The sequence below is a fragment of the Pectobacterium atrosepticum genome (assembly GCF_000740965.1).
GTDB lineage: Bacteria > Pseudomonadota > Gammaproteobacteria > Enterobacterales > Enterobacteriaceae > Pectobacterium > Pectobacterium atrosepticum.
In genome coordinates, this window is sequence record NZ_CP009125.1 from 680,415 (window position 1) to 694,731 (window position 14,317).

At 51.7% G+C, this 14,317-nt stretch carries 13 protein-coding genes and 3 tRNA genes; 9 read left to right on the forward strand and 7 right to left on the reverse strand.

Translation table 11 applies throughout. The annotated features are described in order from the left end of the window. The first annotated feature begins 34 nt into the window (after positions 1 to 34). Both deoD and GZ59_RS03060 read left to right on the forward strand, forming a co-directional pair. Positions 35 to 754, forward strand: coding sequence for a purine-nucleoside phosphorylase (gene deoD, locus GZ59_RS03055; RefSeq protein ID WP_011092337.1), 720 nt, complete (start codon positions 35 to 37; stop codon positions 752 to 754). Between the two features lie 320 nt (positions 755 to 1,074). Next, the gene (locus tag GZ59_RS03060; protein ID WP_011092338.1) at positions 1,075 to 3,327 is read left to right on the forward strand and encodes a TonB-dependent receptor; all 2,253 of its coding nucleotides are present in this window, start codon (positions 1,075 to 1,077) and stop codon (positions 3,325 to 3,327) included. 89 nt (positions 3,328 to 3,416) lie between these two features. On the opposite strand, the gene GZ59_RS03065 is transcribed toward GZ59_RS03060, so the two are convergent. The 3 genes from GZ59_RS03065 to GZ59_RS03075 form a co-directional block, all read right to left on the reverse strand. Continuing rightward, positions 3,417 to 3,896, reverse strand: coding sequence for a discoidin domain-containing protein (locus tag GZ59_RS03065; RefSeq protein ID WP_011092339.1), 480 nt, complete (start codon positions 3,894 to 3,896; stop codon positions 3,417 to 3,419). A 202-nt stretch (positions 3,897 to 4,098) separates the two neighbouring features. Further along, the gene (gene rimI / locus GZ59_RS03070; protein ID WP_011092340.1) at positions 4,099 to 4,542 is read right to left on the reverse strand and encodes a ribosomal protein S18-alanine N-acetyltransferase; all 444 of its coding nucleotides are present in this window, start codon (positions 4,540 to 4,542) and stop codon (positions 4,099 to 4,101) included. Beyond that, positions 4,493 to 4,924, reverse strand: coding sequence for a DNA polymerase III subunit psi (locus tag GZ59_RS03075; RefSeq protein WP_011092341.1), 432 nt, complete (start codon positions 4,922 to 4,924; stop codon positions 4,493 to 4,495). The genes rimI and GZ59_RS03075 overlap by 50 nt, the downstream gene beginning before the upstream one ends. Before the next feature lie 159 nt (positions 4,925 to 5,083). Here GZ59_RS03075 and rsmC point away from each other — a divergent pair, with 159 nt between their 5' ends. Then, complete coding sequence (rsmC, locus tag GZ59_RS03080) at positions 5,084 to 6,130, forward strand: 16S rRNA (guanine(1207)-N(2))-methyltransferase RsmC (protein ID WP_011092342.1); 1,047 nt, start codon at positions 5,084 to 5,086, stop codon at positions 6,128 to 6,130. A gap of 2 nt (positions 6,131 to 6,132) precedes the next feature. Here the strand turns inward: rsmC and GZ59_RS03085 are convergent, their stop codons facing one another. Further along, complete coding sequence (locus GZ59_RS03085; RefSeq protein WP_011092343.1) at positions 6,133 to 7,125, reverse strand: aldo/keto reductase; 993 nt, start codon at positions 7,123 to 7,125, stop codon at positions 6,133 to 6,135. Positions 7,126 to 7,238: 113 nt separating this feature from the next. On the opposite strand from GZ59_RS03085, the gene GZ59_RS03090 reads away from it, so the two are divergent. The 4 genes from GZ59_RS03090 (at position 7,239) to GZ59_RS03105 (ending at position 8,662) form a co-directional block, all read left to right on the forward strand. Continuing rightward, complete coding sequence (locus GZ59_RS03090) at positions 7,239 to 8,144, forward strand: LysR family transcriptional regulator (protein ID WP_011092344.1); 906 nt, start codon at positions 7,239 to 7,241, stop codon at positions 8,142 to 8,144. 103 nt (positions 8,145 to 8,247) lie between these two features. Then, positions 8,248 to 8,334, forward strand: a tRNA-Leu gene (locus GZ59_RS03095). 77 nt (positions 8,335 to 8,411) lie between these two features. Further along, positions 8,412 to 8,498, forward strand: a tRNA-Leu gene (locus tag GZ59_RS03100). Positions 8,499 to 8,575: 77 nt separating this feature from the next. Further along, positions 8,576 to 8,662: transfer RNA gene (locus GZ59_RS03105), tRNA-Leu, on the forward strand. A 119-nt stretch (positions 8,663 to 8,781) separates the two neighbouring features. Here GZ59_RS03105 and GZ59_RS03110 read toward each other — a convergent pair. Beyond that, complete coding sequence (locus GZ59_RS03110; RefSeq protein WP_039289997.1) at positions 8,782 to 9,072, reverse strand: DUF1435 domain-containing protein; 291 nt, start codon at positions 9,070 to 9,072, stop codon at positions 8,782 to 8,784. A 106-nt stretch (positions 9,073 to 9,178) separates the two neighbouring features. Next, complete coding sequence (locus tag GZ59_RS03115; protein WP_011092346.1) at positions 9,179 to 10,081, reverse strand: LysR family transcriptional regulator; 903 nt, start codon at positions 10,079 to 10,081, stop codon at positions 9,179 to 9,181. A gap of 128 nt (positions 10,082 to 10,209) precedes the next feature. Here GZ59_RS03115 and budA point away from each other — a divergent pair, with 128 nt between their 5' ends. Together budA and alsS are read left to right on the forward strand one after the other, a co-directional pair. Beyond that, a complete protein-coding gene (budA, locus tag GZ59_RS03120) occupies positions 10,210 to 10,992 on the forward strand; it encodes an acetolactate decarboxylase (protein ID WP_011092347.1) in 783 nt (260 codons plus the stop codon). 21 nt (positions 10,993 to 11,013) lie between these two features. After that, on the forward strand, positions 11,014 to 12,693 hold the full coding sequence (alsS, locus tag GZ59_RS03125; RefSeq protein ID WP_011092348.1) for an acetolactate synthase AlsS: 1,680 nt from the start codon (positions 11,014 to 11,016) through the stop codon (positions 12,691 to 12,693). A 66-nt stretch (positions 12,694 to 12,759) separates the two neighbouring features. On the opposite strand, the gene fucO is transcribed toward alsS, so the two are convergent. After that, the gene (gene fucO / locus GZ59_RS03130) at positions 12,760 to 13,911 is read right to left on the reverse strand and encodes a lactaldehyde reductase (RefSeq protein ID WP_039290000.1); all 1,152 of its coding nucleotides are present in this window, start codon (positions 13,909 to 13,911) and stop codon (positions 12,760 to 12,762) included. Positions 13,912 to 14,317 lie beyond the last annotated feature (406 nt).

Sequence of the window (14,317 nt, forward strand, 5' to 3'; positions counted from 1 at the left end):
TTTAGTGAAACTTGATTAATTAAGGAATAAACGCATGGCTACGCCACATATTAATGCAGAAATGGGTGATTTCGCGGACGTTGTACTGATGCCGGGCGACCCGCTGCGCGCTAAGTTTATTGCAGAAACCTTTTTGGATGACGCCCGCGAAGTGAACAACGTGCGTGGCATGTTAGGGTTCACCGGCACGTATAAAGGCCGTAAAATTTCGGTCATGGGTCACGGTATGGGTATTCCATCCTGCTCGATCTATGCGAAAGAGCTGATCACCGAGTTTGGCGTGAAGAAGATCATCCGCGTGGGTTCCTGCGGTGCGGTACGTGAAGACGTCAAACTGCGCGATGTGGTGATCGGTATGGGCGCCTGTACGGATTCCAAAGTGAACCGTATGCGTTTCAAAGATCACGACTATGCGGCTATTGCCGATTTCGACATGGTGCGTAATGCCGTTGATGCTGCTAAAGCACGCGATGTTTCTGTCCGCGTAGGTAACATCTTCTCCGCCGATCTGTTCTACACGCCAGACCCGCAGATGTTCGACGTGATGGAAAAATACGGCATTCTGGGTGTAGAAATGGAAGCCGCCGGTATCTACGGCGTAGCGGCAGAGTTCGGTGCGAAAGCGCTGGCAATCTGTACCGTTTCTGACCACATTCGTACCGGTGCACAAACCACCTCAGAAGAGCGTCAGACTACGTTCAATGAGATGATCGAGATCGCGCTGGAATCCGTTCTGCTTGGCGATAACGAGTAACATTATTTAGCCCACGCATACTACTCGGCGGTTTGTCTGTAGCTGCCAGGCAGGTCTGAATTCGTAAGTCAGCGGATTCAGACCCTGCTATTTCCTATGACCCCTATAGCGACAGATGCGCTGACCCGCGCGTAATATCGGTGTTCTTCTTTATCAGCGCACGCTTGCTAAGGTGCCGCACGCTACTGTTTTATCTATTTTCCAGGTTCGAGCGCCGTGATTCACGACAAGTTAGGTTCTATGACTTGTTTTATGAAAAGCTGAGTTCATAATTAATAATGAAAATAATAATCATTATTATTATTAATTCTGGGAAAGAGATGAAAGCATTCATTCTGAAAAAGCGTATCGCGGGTATGCCAACGAAACTGGCGGTGTTAATCGGTGTACTGTGCAGCGGCATGGCCATGCCGCTGTTGGCTGAAGAGCCGCCAACAGCGGTACAACCCACCACAGCATCCTCTGCATCAGAAAAGGAAACTCGCGGCGACACGATGACCGTCGTGGCTAAGCCAGGTAATACGTTCCGTGCAGGGGGTGACGATCTGGTTCCCGCCTATCTGGATGGACAAATTGCGAATGGTGGACGTCTCGGTTTTCTGGGGCAGCAGAATGCGCGTGATGTGCCATTTAACGTGATTAGCTATACCGACAAGATGATCCTGTCCCAGCAGGCGGAAACGCTGGCTGATGTCGTGAAGAACGATGCCTCTATTCAAACTCTGAAAGGCTTTGGCAATTTTATGGAAACCTATCGCATCCGTGGTTTTACGCTGGATGGCGATGATATTACCTTCGGAGGACTGTATGGTGTGATGCCGCGTCAGATGGTGTCGACCAATATGGTTGAACGCGTAGAAGTCTTTAAAGGTGCCAGTGCATTTGTTAACGGGGTATCTGGTAGCGGGATTGGGAGTGGCGTCGGCGGTTCGATAAACGTGGAACCGAAGCATGCGACAGATGATCCACTCACTCGTTTGACCGTTGACTATGAATCGAAAAACAAGATTGGTGGTGGGGTGGATGTCGGTCGTCGTTTTGGTGATAACGATGAGTTTGGTGTACGTGTCAATGTGTTGCACCGCGAAGGAGAAGGCGCCATTCACCACCAAAAAGACCGTATGTCGATGGCCTCTGTTGGCCTTGATTATCGCGGCGATCGTTTCCGTACTTCATTGGATGCAGGCTACCAGCACCAGACCGTGCACGGTGGGCGAATTGCAGTAGGTACTGGGAGCGCCACAGTAATCCCTTCTGCCCCGGATGCCACATTAAATTATGGTCAGAAATGGGTCTCGACTGACCTGAAAACGACTTTCGGTATGTGGCGCAGCGAATATGATGTTGCCGACAACTGGACGTTGTATTCCGGTATCGGTAGCAGTCGAGCGGATGAATATGGAGTCTATGGTTCACCTAAGCTGACGGATAACAACGGCAATGCGACAATATCGCGGATGGATGTCCCCTTTAAACGTGATACGTTCTCCGGCTTGTTAGGCATCCGTGGACAGTTTGATACAGGCGCGGTGACACATAAAGTTAATATCGGTTATTCAGGTGTGTATGCGAAAAGTCGAACGGCTTACACGATGTCTGACAATGTCGGGCCAATCGATATTTATCATCCTGGTGATATTAGTAACCCTCCGTCTATCTACTTTGGTGGGGATATGGGGGATCCTAAAGTACGTAACCGTGTCAGAAGTGCGGGGCTTTCGTTGTCTGATACCCTATCGATTATGGATGATAAAGTTGCGTTGACTGCTGGGTTACGTCGGCAAGAAATTATGGTACGTAACTATAGTTATGAAGGGATTGAAGAAAGTGACAGTACCTTTAACCGTACTAAAGTCACGCCAGCATACGGTTTGGTTGTGAAGCCGTGGGAGAATATTTCTCTGTATGCCAACCATATAGAGTCATTATCACCGGGCGGCATTGCGCCGTTTAATGCTGCGAATAAAGGGAAAGTCACGGGAATTTATGTTGCTAAACAGAATGAAGTGGGCGTGAAGTTTGACTATGAGCGGGTAGGTGGATCGCTGGCGCTGTTTGAAATTAAGCGACCAAATGAATATATCAATAGTCAGACGGGCAATTTCGGGATTTACGGCGAGCGCCGCCATCGCGGCATGGAACTCAATGTGTTTGGTGAGCCGGTATTTGGCCTGCGACTGAACGGTAGTGCGACATGGATTGCAGCACAGCAGATTAAAACGGATGGTGGCGCTAACAATGGTAAAGATGTTGTCGGCGTGCCACGCTATCAACTGGTTCTTGGGTCAGAATATGATATCAAATCCGTCGAGGGGCTAACGCTGTCGGGAACGGCGATCCGTTCCGGTTCACAGTATGCGAATAACAGTAATACTATGAAGCTCAAACCGTGGACGCGATTGGATCTTGGCGCGCGCTACAGTATGCCGATGAACGATCACACGCTGGTCTGGCGAGCCAATGTTGAAAACGTAACGAATGAAAAATATTGGTCGTCAGTCAACGATTCCGGTGCCTATCTGTATCAAGGCGATCCGCGTTCACTGAAACTGTCTATGTCAGTCGACTTCTAACGACGGTAACCGTCATACTCATACTTGTATAGAAAACCCACCTCAGGTGGGTTTTCGCGTGTTTGGCCGGTCGAAATTTTTGGGAAGGGCTACTTAATCGCTTGGGCAGGAACCTGCGCAGCGCTGTTAAAGCTGATCTCGTTGATAGCACTCCATTTATTCACATCGGTACCAAACGTATCCAACTTGAAGAATTTTGCTTTAACGGCAGGGAAGGTGAATTTTTCACCGTCTTTGGCATTGCTGGACGTGACCAGATTGTCAGCCAGTTTTTGCCAGGTTTTACCGTCGGTAGAGTAGGAGACGGAGAACTTCAGCTTGCGCTCGTCCGCTTTGAAAGGAACCAGAACAAAGTTCTCAACCGATTGTTCTTTATCCAGTTCTAACTGAACCCAACTCTCACCATTTGCTGCCCAGCGCGTTTTTACGTCACCATCGGCAATGTTGGCAGGTTTGTGACCTTTGTCTGAGTCATAAGCGGAGGCCGTAACCGCTGTGACTTGTACCGCGTAAGCGGAAAGAGAGAATAAACCGCACAGGAGCGTCGTAGCCAGAGTGTATTTTTTCATATTATTCCTCGTAGATAACGGATAAACCATGGCATGCCTGCAAACCAGAAACATGAAATGGAACCTTATTGTGATAAAAAAGAAACGAGGTTTTATTTATGACGATCACGTTGCGGGGATTTTTCTGTCGGGAAAAAAGGCAGGGCGGGACGGGGAGCACATTATGGCACCCGCCTTGTCGCGAGGAGTATAGATAAAGAGGTTAGCCGAGCGGTAGCGCCATGAGGATCGCGTCCTCTCGGCCTTGTGCCGCGGGATAATAATCGCGGCGCACGGAGACTTCGTTAAATCCCAGGCTTTCATACAGCGCGATGGCCCGCGCGTTTGACTCACGGACTTCCAGCCACAGTGTAACAATACCGCGCTGCTCCATCTCGTCGATCAGCTGTTCCAGCAACTGGCGGCCCAGCCCCTGACGCTGGTGGTCAGGATGCACGGCGATATTGAACAACGTCGCTTCATCCAGCACCACTTGCGTGATGGCGTACGCGGCAATCTGTTCGTCATGGCTCAATTTCAGATTGAAATAACGTTCACCCTGATTGCTGATAAACGTTTTTTCCGTCCAGGGAAAGGCGTGGCTAGCTTGTTCAATTTTAAAGGCTTGTGCCAGATCGGCTGGCGTCAGAGAAGATATCGTGTTCATGTTCACAGATCTGTTGCCACAGCGCCCGTTTGGCGTCGGCATTTTGATAAAGTTCAGAAAGCAGAGGGCTGGAAAGCTGGATGCCCTGTAGCGCAATGGGCTCCGCGATGCCCAGCCGCCAGCTATGGCAGCGTGCATCGGCGGGCAACATCTCTATCTGCTGCGGCGTCAGGCGGTAGGCTTGCGCAGGGGTGAGCGCAAGACTGTGCAGAACGTCGGCCAGCAGCGGTTCATCATCGGCCAGCGGTTCGGCGGAGACGATCACCAGACGCACCTGATCGGGCAGACTGACGGCGATTTCGCCTTGCAGCACCGTCGGGCGACGCAGCGTCCACTGCGTAATCCCCAGTTGCTGTAGCAGCCTGTCACGTCTTGATTCCATGCGTTATCCTGTCTGGCGTGCGAGAAAATGATTCGTGCCTATGCTAACAAACCCCGCCATGCTGCGCCAACGTCGGTGCGGTTATTTCCTCTCCGCTCTGCAACTTCGAGGCCGAAGCGTATATAATCCCCCGTTCAATGATTAAGGAGCCGTAGCCCGATGTCCGCATTAACCCCCGCCAGTGAAGTCATACTGCGCCATAGTGACGAATTTCTTTCACGCCGAGTTCTGTTTGCCGGTGATTTGCAGGATACCCTGCCCGCGCAATTTGAGGCGGCGTCGGTGCGTGTCCATTGCAACCAATATCACCACTGGCAACAGATGGCAAAGCCACTTGGGGATAATGCTCAATACAGTCTGGTAGCGGACGCTGAGCTGGTAGCGGATAGCGATACGCTGATTTATTACTGGCCAAAGAGCAAACAAGAAGCAGAATTCCAACTGTGTAACCTGCTTTCACTGCTGCCGGTCGGCGCGGAGATCTTCGTTGTTGGGGAAAACCGCAGCGGCGTACGCAGCGCTGAAACCGTGTTGTCTGATTTCGTTGAACTGGTAAAAATCGACAGCGCACGCCGCTGTGGGCTTTACCACGGCCGAATTGATAAGCAGGCCAGCTTCACGCTGGATGATTGGTGGGACGAATATGTGACGGAAGGGGTGACGGTCAAAACGCTTCCGGGCATCTTCAGCCGTGATGGTCTGGATCCGGGCAGCAGACTACTGTTGTCTACGTTTGAGCCACATATGAAAGGCAAAGTCCTGGATATTGCGTGTGGTGCGGGTGTGCTTGCATCGGTGTTGGCGAAACAGTCGCCGAAAATTCGCCTGACGCTGAGTGATGTCAGCGCCGCAGCGGTGGAGTCCAGCAATGCAACACTGGCAGCGAATGCGCTGGAAGGCAGCGTGATTGCGAGTAACGTCTATTCAGACATCGACGGCCGCTTCGACATGATCGTGTCCAACCCGCCGTTCCATGACGGCTTGCAGACCAGCTTGCAAGCCGTAGAAATGCTGATTCGTGGTGCGGTAACGCATCTACCGATTGGCGGACAATTACGCATCGTCGCTAACGCCTTCCTACCTTATCCGGCGCTGTTAGATGCCGCGTTTGGCAGCCATGAAGTGCTGGCGCAAACCGGACGCTTCAAGGTGTATCAGGCTACCGTTGGGCGTCCTCCACGTACAGGTAAAGGTCGCCGCCGGTAATCCTACTGATTAAGGGTCGCCATACTCTCCTTGCCGTAGCGTTCTCCTGCTGCGGCATCAGGCGGGAAGATGGCATTAATGGCGGCCAGTTCCTCTTTCGTCAGTGTGACATCCAGCGCGGCAACGTTCTCTTCCAGATAGAGACGGCGTTTGGTGCCCGGAATCGGCACGATATGTTCGCCCTGCGCCAGTACCCACGCCAGCGCGAGCTGTGAGGGTGTGGCCTGTTTTTCCTGCGCCAGTTGGTTAATTTTCTCTACCAGTTGCAGGTTTTTCCCGAAATTTTCCCCAGCGAAGCGTGGATTGGTGCGACGAAAATCGTCGGCTGCCAGATCGTCTAGGCTGCGAATCGCGCCAGTCAGAAAGCCGCGACCGAGTGGGCTGTAAGGCACAAAGCCGATGCCCAAACGCTCACAGGTGGGCAGAATCTCAGCTTCCATATCGCGCGTCCACAGTGAATATTCGCTCTGTAACGCTGTAATAGGGTGCACGCGATGGGCACGCTCCAGCGTGGTGACAGAGGCTTCACTCAGGCCGATGTAGCGAATCTTGCCTTCTTTAACCAGCTCGGCCAGCGCGCCGACCGTCTCTTCAATCGGAACCGTCGGGTCGATACGGTGCTGATAGTAAAGATCGATAACGTCTGTACCGAGCCGTTTCAGGCTACCTTCCACCGCTCGACGGATATAATCCGGTTTACCGCAGACGCCGCGAGCGTAGGGATTAGCCGGATCGCGCACGATGCCGAATTTAGTCGCCAGAAAGACCTGCTCGCGTTTGCCCTTTATCGCGTTGCCAAGCAGTTGTTCATTGGTGTGAGGGCCATACATATCGGCGGTGTCCAGCAGCGTAACGCCCAGCTCCAGTGCGCGATGCAATGTGGCAATGGACTCTTTTTCATCCTGCGCAGTAGAGTAAAAATCACTCATTCCCATGCAGCCTAGCCCAATCGCTGAAACCTGTGGACCGTTCGCCCCTAATTTGCGCTTTTGCATCGTCATCTTCCTCATCTTATTGGCAGTGAGAGTAGTTTGGTTGTTTATAGCACAAAGATAAATACTGCTTTCTATGCAACACTATTCAAAAATAACTAACAATGGTGGCGGCGATGGATCATATTCAGGCGATGCGGGTTTTTGTGCGTATTGTCGAATTGGGAAGCTTTAGCCGTGCGGCGGAGCGGCTGGCGCTACCGCGTGCGACGGTGAGCAACACTATCAAGCAGCTTGAAGGGCGGCTGGGTGTACGTTTACTGCAACGCACGACCCGTCAGGTACAGATCACCGATGAAGGGCGCGTTTATTATGAGCGTTGCCTGCAATTGCTTGCTGAAATTGAAGAGATCGACACACTTTTCACACAGCAAAAGCTACAGCCGGTTGGTAAAGTGCGGGTTGATATGCCGCACTCGCTGGCACGGGAAATCGTTGTTCCGGCGTTAGGGGAGTTCTATGCGCGTTATCCGCAAGTGACGCTGATGCTAAGCGCCAACGATGCGGCGATTAATGTGCTGCGTGAAGGCGTCGACTGCGTGCTGCGTGCCTGGCAGACGGATGACGAGACGCTAGCGACCCGCCATTTGCCGTCGATGCCGCAGGTAACCTGTGCGTCCGCTGACTATCTGGCGCGATATGGCGTGCCGCGTTCGCTTGATGAGCTGTCGGGGCATCACATGGTGGGCTATTTCTCTCTGCGTACCGAATACCTTTATCCGCTGGAATTTATGTCTGGCGACGAGCGCATTACGCGTATGCTGCCCGGCACGTTGCAGGTAAACGGCGCCGATGCCTATATCGCAGGTGCATGCGCGGGATTGGGAATTATTCAGGCACCGCGTCGCGGTTTGATCTCACTTCTCGACGGTGGAGAACTGGTAGAGATTTTGCCGGAGATACCGCCGCCCGCGATGCCACTTTACGTGATGTATACGCCCGGTCGCTTTCTTGCGCCGCGGATTAGGGTGTTCATAGAATGGCTCGATGAACTCTTTACGCGCAACGCTGCGGTGAGATGATGTTTTTTACAGCAAACCCCGCATTCCAGAGGAAATAATCATTGACGTGAACGCGAAAACCTCTAGAATTCGCCCCCGTAGTGATATTGCGTAAAGCAGTGTTGCGAAGGTGGCGGAATTGGTAGACGCGCTAGCTTCAGGTGTTAGTGTTCTTACGGACGTGAGGGTTCAAGTCCCTCTCTTCGCACCAACATCACTACAACGGTTCTGGTTTGTCGAACCGAAGCAGTAATCAGTATTGCGTAACCAGAAATACATGACAGAGTTGCGAAGGTGGCGGAATTGGTAGACGCGCTAGCTTCAGGTGTTAGTGTTCTTACGGACGTGAGGGTTCAAGTCCCTCTCTTCGCACCAACATCACTACAACGGTTCTGGTTTGTCGAACCGAAGCAGTAATCAGTATTGCGTAACCAGAAATACATGACAGAGTTGCGAAGGTGGCGGAATTGGTAGACGCGCTAGCTTCAGGTGTTAGTGTCCTTACGGACGTGAGGGTTCAAGTCCCTCTCTTCGCACCACCGAACGCCTCTGTATCTTCCTGATTTTCCTCTCTGTTTATTCTCTTTTATCCTATTCCTGGCTATAGCGCTTTTCTGCGTTTGTTGGCAATTCTGTGCTGCTTATCATTTGCGTGTGTTTATAACGTCGTCAAATTAAACATGACTGACAGCGCCGCCAAACCGCCAGCTAGCGCAATGCAGGATGGCAGCAATAAATAGTGGCGCAAACGTTGATGAAACAGCATGGCGAGGGTCGCCAACAAAGCGACGGCGATAATCACTTTCAGGTGTGTCAGGTTCAGATTGAGTAGTGCCAGCAGCGGCATAATGGCACAAGGTAACAGCACGCCCCAGGCACTAGACAGGTGCTTCCCCATACACCAACTCACACCCCATAGCCCGCAGGCTGTGATCATTGCTGTCAGCATTTATCCACCCGTCAAAAATGATAATGATAACTAATATCATATAAGAATTTATATCAATTACTAGCTTTTTGACGAGTAGAATGCCGGAATTTGCTACCTAGCGGCGTTAATCGGGATGTGAGCTGCTCAGATGCTGTCGTATTAGGTGGATCATATTCACGATCGCGGCCGATCGTTCATGTTTACGCCAGATAGCCGCAATTTGTGTATGGACTTCGGGCATGCCGATATCATGATATGTCACATTCTCAGCCTTAATACAGGCAAGCGACTCCGGTACAAGGGTAATGCCGAAACCTGCGGCGACCATCCCAATGGTGGCCGTCAACTGTGGGGCAAAGGGACTGGGTCTGGGACCATAACCTGACAGGTAGCAGGTACGAATAATCATATCGTGCAGCCCCGGACATACCTCGCGTGGGAAAATAATCAGCGGCTCCTGACGCAGCTCGCTTAGCGAAACCTGTGTTTTATGGCTAAGCGCATGCCCTGCGGGTAACACCAATTTCATTGGCTCTTCTGCCAAAATTTCCCCGTTAATATCATCACTGAGATCGCAAGGTAAGCGCAGAAATGCGATGTCGATATTGCGTTTTTGCAATGAGGCGATAAGCGTTGCCGGGTTTTCTTCCTTCGGTAACGGTTGAACGTGCGGATGCTGCTGACAGTAGCTATGCAGCAGCCCAAGCACGGTGGGATGGAACATGGCCGACGGCGAGAAGCCCACGTTCAGGCTACCTTTCTCGCCTCGCGCAATGCTTCTTGTACGCGCGATCGCCGAATCGGTGAGTTGCAGAATCCGGCGGGCGTCTTCATACAGCGCTTGTCCCGCCTCCGTCATTTCTACGCCGCGCGTCAGTCGCTTGAACAGCGGTGTACCGATCTCCAGCTCGAATTTCTTGATCTGCTGGCTGAGCGGCGGTTGTGACATCCCCAGATTTTCTGCCGCACGAGTGAAATGCCGGGCTTGTGCAACGGCGACAAAATAGCGCAGGTAACGTAGTTCCATTCACGTAACTCCATATGTATCCGATCTTGAAGTGACCTTAATTGCATATTGGAATTTTGTTCTCTTCCGCGTCAATCTTTATCTAAATATTAGCAATATTTAAGTAATTGTGCGGTGAAAAGGAATGTATGAAAACGAGTATCGGTGAACAATCCTGTGAAGAAGCCTTTGCTAGCTACGCTTATGACTTTCGGCAGGAGCACGCAGACTGCGTTATTTATCAGACCTCATTAATGAGTGGACTAATAAATGGCGTATACGAAGGTAGCCGAACGATGGCTGAATTATTGGAACATGGTGACTTTGGATTAGGAACATTTAATAGTTTGGATGGGGAACTGGTTGCATTAAATAGCCAGATTTTCCAGCTGTTATCTGATGGTAGCGCACGGGCGGCGAGGCCGGAGCAGAAAACGCCATTCGCGGTAATGACGTTCTTCCGCCCGACGGAAACGATCCGTTTCCATCGCTGGACCTCGCGTGAAGAAGTGCATCGCCAGATCGATGAGATCGTGGGAACAGACAATCTGTTCTGTGCGTTGCGGATTGATGGGCGTTTTCGCTGTGTTGAAACTCGCACCGTCCCTCGGCAGTGCCGGCCTTACAAGCCGATGCAGGAAGCTATTGAAGGGCAGCCGACGTTTCATTTTGAACACCGGAGCGGCAGCGTTATTGGGTTTCGCAGCCCAGCTTATACCCAGGGAATTAATGTCGCGGGTTACCACGAACACTTTATTACTGACGATCGCCAAGGCGGTGGCCATATTCTGAATTATGACGTTGAAAACGGCACGCTGACATTTGGCGTGATCGCCAAATTGATCATCGACCTGCCTCAGGATCGGGAATTTCTCAATGCCGATCTGTCATCAGAAAACCTCAACAGCGTAATCAAGTCAGTAGAGAGCTAGTCATTTCATCGGAGTCATGTCATGGAAAAGTCCACCGAAAAGCAAAGCTGGAGTAGCGGAGCTGAGCTGATTGTAAAACACTTAGAAGCGCAGGGCGTGAAGCATATCTTTGGTATTCCCGGCGCAAAAATCGATCGCGTGTTTGATGAACTGGAAGACTCGACGATTCAAACGATCCCAGTACGGCATGAGGCGAACGGCGCGTTTATGGCGGCGGCAATAGGACGCCTCACAGGAAAAGCCGGCGTGACGCTGGTGACATCCGGCCCTGGCTGTTCCAATCTGGTGACTGGGCTGGCGACGGCAACCGCAGAGGGAGATGCCGTCGTGGCGTTAGGCGGGGCGGTCAAACGGGCGGATAAGCTCAAGTTGACGCACCAGAGTCTGGATACCGTTAGCCTGTTTCAGCCGGTTAGTAAATTCAGTGCGGAAATTACGGCTTCCTCCGCAATATCGGAGGTGTTGGCGAATGCTTTCAGGGCAGCGGAAAGTGGGCGTCCGGGGGCGGCGTTTGTCAGCCTGCCGCAGGATATCGTCAATGAACCGGTCATTAGCCCGGTGTTGGCCTGCCCGCATTTACCGTTATTAAACGGTGCACCACAGAGTGACATTGCTGAAGCAGCCAAGCTGCTGCGGCAGGCTAAAAATCCAGTGTTGCTGCTCGGATTAATGGCCAGCCAGCAGGAAAATGCGCAGGCACTGCGCCGTTTTCTGCATCATAGCCAGTTACCCGTTACCAGCACGTATCAGGCTGCTGGTGTGATCGACCAGCAACAGTTCAATCATTTTGCCGGACGTGTCGGATTATTCAACAATCAGGCTGGTGATAAGCTGCTGCAACAGGCGGACGTGATTGTCACCGTGGGTTACAGCCCGATTGAGTATGATCCATCGTTGTGGAACAACGGCAAGGCGACATTGATTCATATTGATGTACTGCGAGCGGAGATCGACAGTGCCTATCGCCCTAACATTGAGCTGCTCGGGAATATCGCGATGACGGTGGACACGCTGAATGCCTGTATCAGCGAACCCTTTATCTTATCTTCCGGCACCCAGGCTGTATTGCAGGATCGTCAGCGTCAGCGCCACGATCTCAGCACACGTGCCATCAACATGACAGGGTTTGCAATCCACCCGCTGCGTCTGGTGCGGGCGATGCAGGATATCGTGAATGAGGATGTCACGCTGTGTGTAGATATGGGGAGTTTCCATATTTGGTTGGCGCGTTACCTGTATAGCTTCCGGGCGCGACAGATTCTGATGACTAACGGTCAGCAGACCATGGGCGTAGCATTACCGTGGGCGATCGCCGCATCGCTGGTACAACCCGGCAAGAAAGTGGTCTCCGTTTCCGGCGACGGTGGATTTATGCAATCCAGCATGGAACTGGAAACAGCGGTGCGCCTGAAAAGCAATCTCCTGCATATCATCTGGGTGGATAACGGCTACAACATGGTGGAAATCCAGCAACTGCACAAATACCATCGTCCAGCAGGCGTGTCGTTCGGGCCGATAGATTTCAAAGCCTATGCGGAAGCGTTTGGTGCAAAAGGGTTCGCGGTGGAATCTGCCGATGAACTGGTTAGCAAACTCCGTCAGGCAATGGACGTTGACGGCCCTGCGGTGATTGCTATTCCGGTTGATTATTCCGACAACCACTGGCTGATGGAGAATCTGAATATTAGTGTGCTGGTGTAGAAGGTATAAATTTTGTGCCCGCATAATAACGATAGCGGGCACAACCTAGAGCCTTGTTGTTATGCGTTAATAAATAGATTGATACAGCGCTTTTATGTCGTCGATGTTGGTATCGCGCGGGTTACCGCCGGTGCAGACATCGTCAAAGGCGGCCTGCGCCAGCGCTGGAATATCCTCTTCTCTCACGCCGACATCGCGCAATCTCGGTGGGATATCTACATCGTGAGAAAGCTGTCGCACCGCATGAATAGCTGCTTCCCTCGCCTGAGCAATCGACATATCTGTCGCGCCGTTTACCCCCATCGCAACGGCGATATCCCGGAATTTTTCACCGGTGTAATCTGCGTTGTAGGCCATGATATGCGGCAGTAGGATCGCATTAGCGACGCCGTGCGGGGTGTTGTAGAACGCGCCGAGTGGGTGCGCCATGCCGTGTACCAGCCCAAGCCCAACGTTCGAGAACCCCATACCGGCGATGTATTGTCCCAGCGCCATCTCTTCCACGCCTTTCGGCTTCCCGGCAACGGAATCACGCAGTGAACGGCTGATAATTTCAATGGCCTTCAGGTGCAGCGTATCAGTCAGTTCCCAGGCGGCTTTGGTGGTGAAACCCTCAATGGCGTGCGTCAGAGCGTCAATCCCCGTTGCCGCTTTCAGCGAGGCAGGCATGCTCATCATCATGTCAGGATCGACGATGGCGACAATTGGAATGTCATGTGGATCGACGCACACGAATTTGCGGCGTTTTTCTTCGTCGGTGATCACGTAATTGATCGTAACCTCTGCGGCTGTGCCTGAAGTGGTCGGGATAGCGATAATCGGCACCGAGGGGCGTCGGGTGGGCGCAACGCCTTCGAGGCTGCGGACATCGGCGAACTCAGGATTATTGATAATAATTCCGATGGCTTTGCAGGTATCCTGCGGTGAGCCGCCGCCAATCGCGATCAGGTAATCGGCCTGCGATGCCTTGAAGTGCTCGATGCCTCTTTCCACCACGCCGATGGTAGGGTTGGGAATCACCTCATCGTAGATATCGTAGGGCAACCCTGCCGCATCCAGCTTCGCCGTAACCTTGGCGGCGACACCGAATTTAACCAAATCTTTGTCCGTCACCAGCAGGGCTTTCTTGAACCCGCGCCGTTTTACTTCATCGGCAATCTGAGCGATAGCGCCTGTGCCAAAATAGGATGTTTCGTTAAGGATCATTCTGTTAACCATCATCTCTCTCCTAATAACGTTTTATTTTGATAACGCGAAAAATACATGCTGCGCAATTCCTTGCTATTAGTATGGGAAATGCCAGCTATGAATGCCTTCCGCCTGCTGCCATGTACATCTTGTACGCTGGCACTGAGGTAAAGACGCTTGAGAAGTGGCTCACAGAATCGTGATGATGGCTGCGTAAGGTAGGGAGTAAGGCTGAGATTCGCTGTTGGGTTTTGATTGAAAAAATCTAATTTAGGCCTATTTTTATCATTATATTATCTAATTCGAATGGGTTTTTTCTTCGAGTGGCATTGTCTGAGTTGTCCGGTTTTAATGTCATTAATCTGTGCTATGTGCTCATTTAAATAATTTACGTGCTTAATTTTATCGAATATTAAGCATATTAATCTGCTTTGTT

Coding starts and splice junctions, on each gene's coding strand:
- deoD (WP_011092337.1), top strand. CDS start 35: ATGGCTACGCCACATATTAATGCAGAAATGGGTGATTTCGCGGACGTT.
- GZ59_RS03060 (WP_011092338.1), top strand. CDS start 1,075: ATGAAAGCATTCATTCTGAAAAAGCGTATCGCGGGTATGCCAACGAAA.
- GZ59_RS03065 (WP_011092339.1), bottom strand. CDS start 3,896: ATGAAAAAATACACTCTGGCTACGACGCTCCTGTGCGGTTTATTCTCT.
- rimI (WP_011092340.1), bottom strand. CDS start 4,542: ATGAACACGATATCTTCTCTGACGCCAGCCGATCTGGCACAAGCCTTT.
- GZ59_RS03075 (WP_011092341.1), bottom strand. CDS start 4,924: ATGGAATCAAGACGTGACAGGCTGCTACAGCAACTGGGGATTACGCAG.
- rsmC (WP_011092342.1), top strand. CDS start 5,084: ATGTCCGCATTAACCCCCGCCAGTGAAGTCATACTGCGCCATAGTGAC.
- GZ59_RS03085 (WP_011092343.1), bottom strand. CDS start 7,125: ATGCAAAAGCGCAAATTAGGGGCGAACGGTCCACAGGTTTCAGCGATT.
- GZ59_RS03090 (WP_011092344.1), top strand. CDS start 7,239: ATGGATCATATTCAGGCGATGCGGGTTTTTGTGCGTATTGTCGAATTG.
- GZ59_RS03110 (WP_039289997.1), bottom strand. CDS start 9,072: ATGCTGACAGCAATGATCACAGCCTGCGGGCTATGGGGTGTGAGTTGG.
- GZ59_RS03115 (WP_011092346.1), bottom strand. CDS start 10,081: ATGGAACTACGTTACCTGCGCTATTTTGTCGCCGTTGCACAAGCCCGG.
- budA (WP_011092347.1), top strand. CDS start 10,210: ATGAAAACGAGTATCGGTGAACAATCCTGTGAAGAAGCCTTTGCTAGC.
- alsS (WP_011092348.1), top strand. CDS start 11,014: ATGGAAAAGTCCACCGAAAAGCAAAGCTGGAGTAGCGGAGCTGAGCTG.
- fucO (WP_039290000.1), bottom strand. CDS start 13,911: ATGGTTAACAGAATGATCCTTAACGAAACATCCTATTTTGGCACAGGC.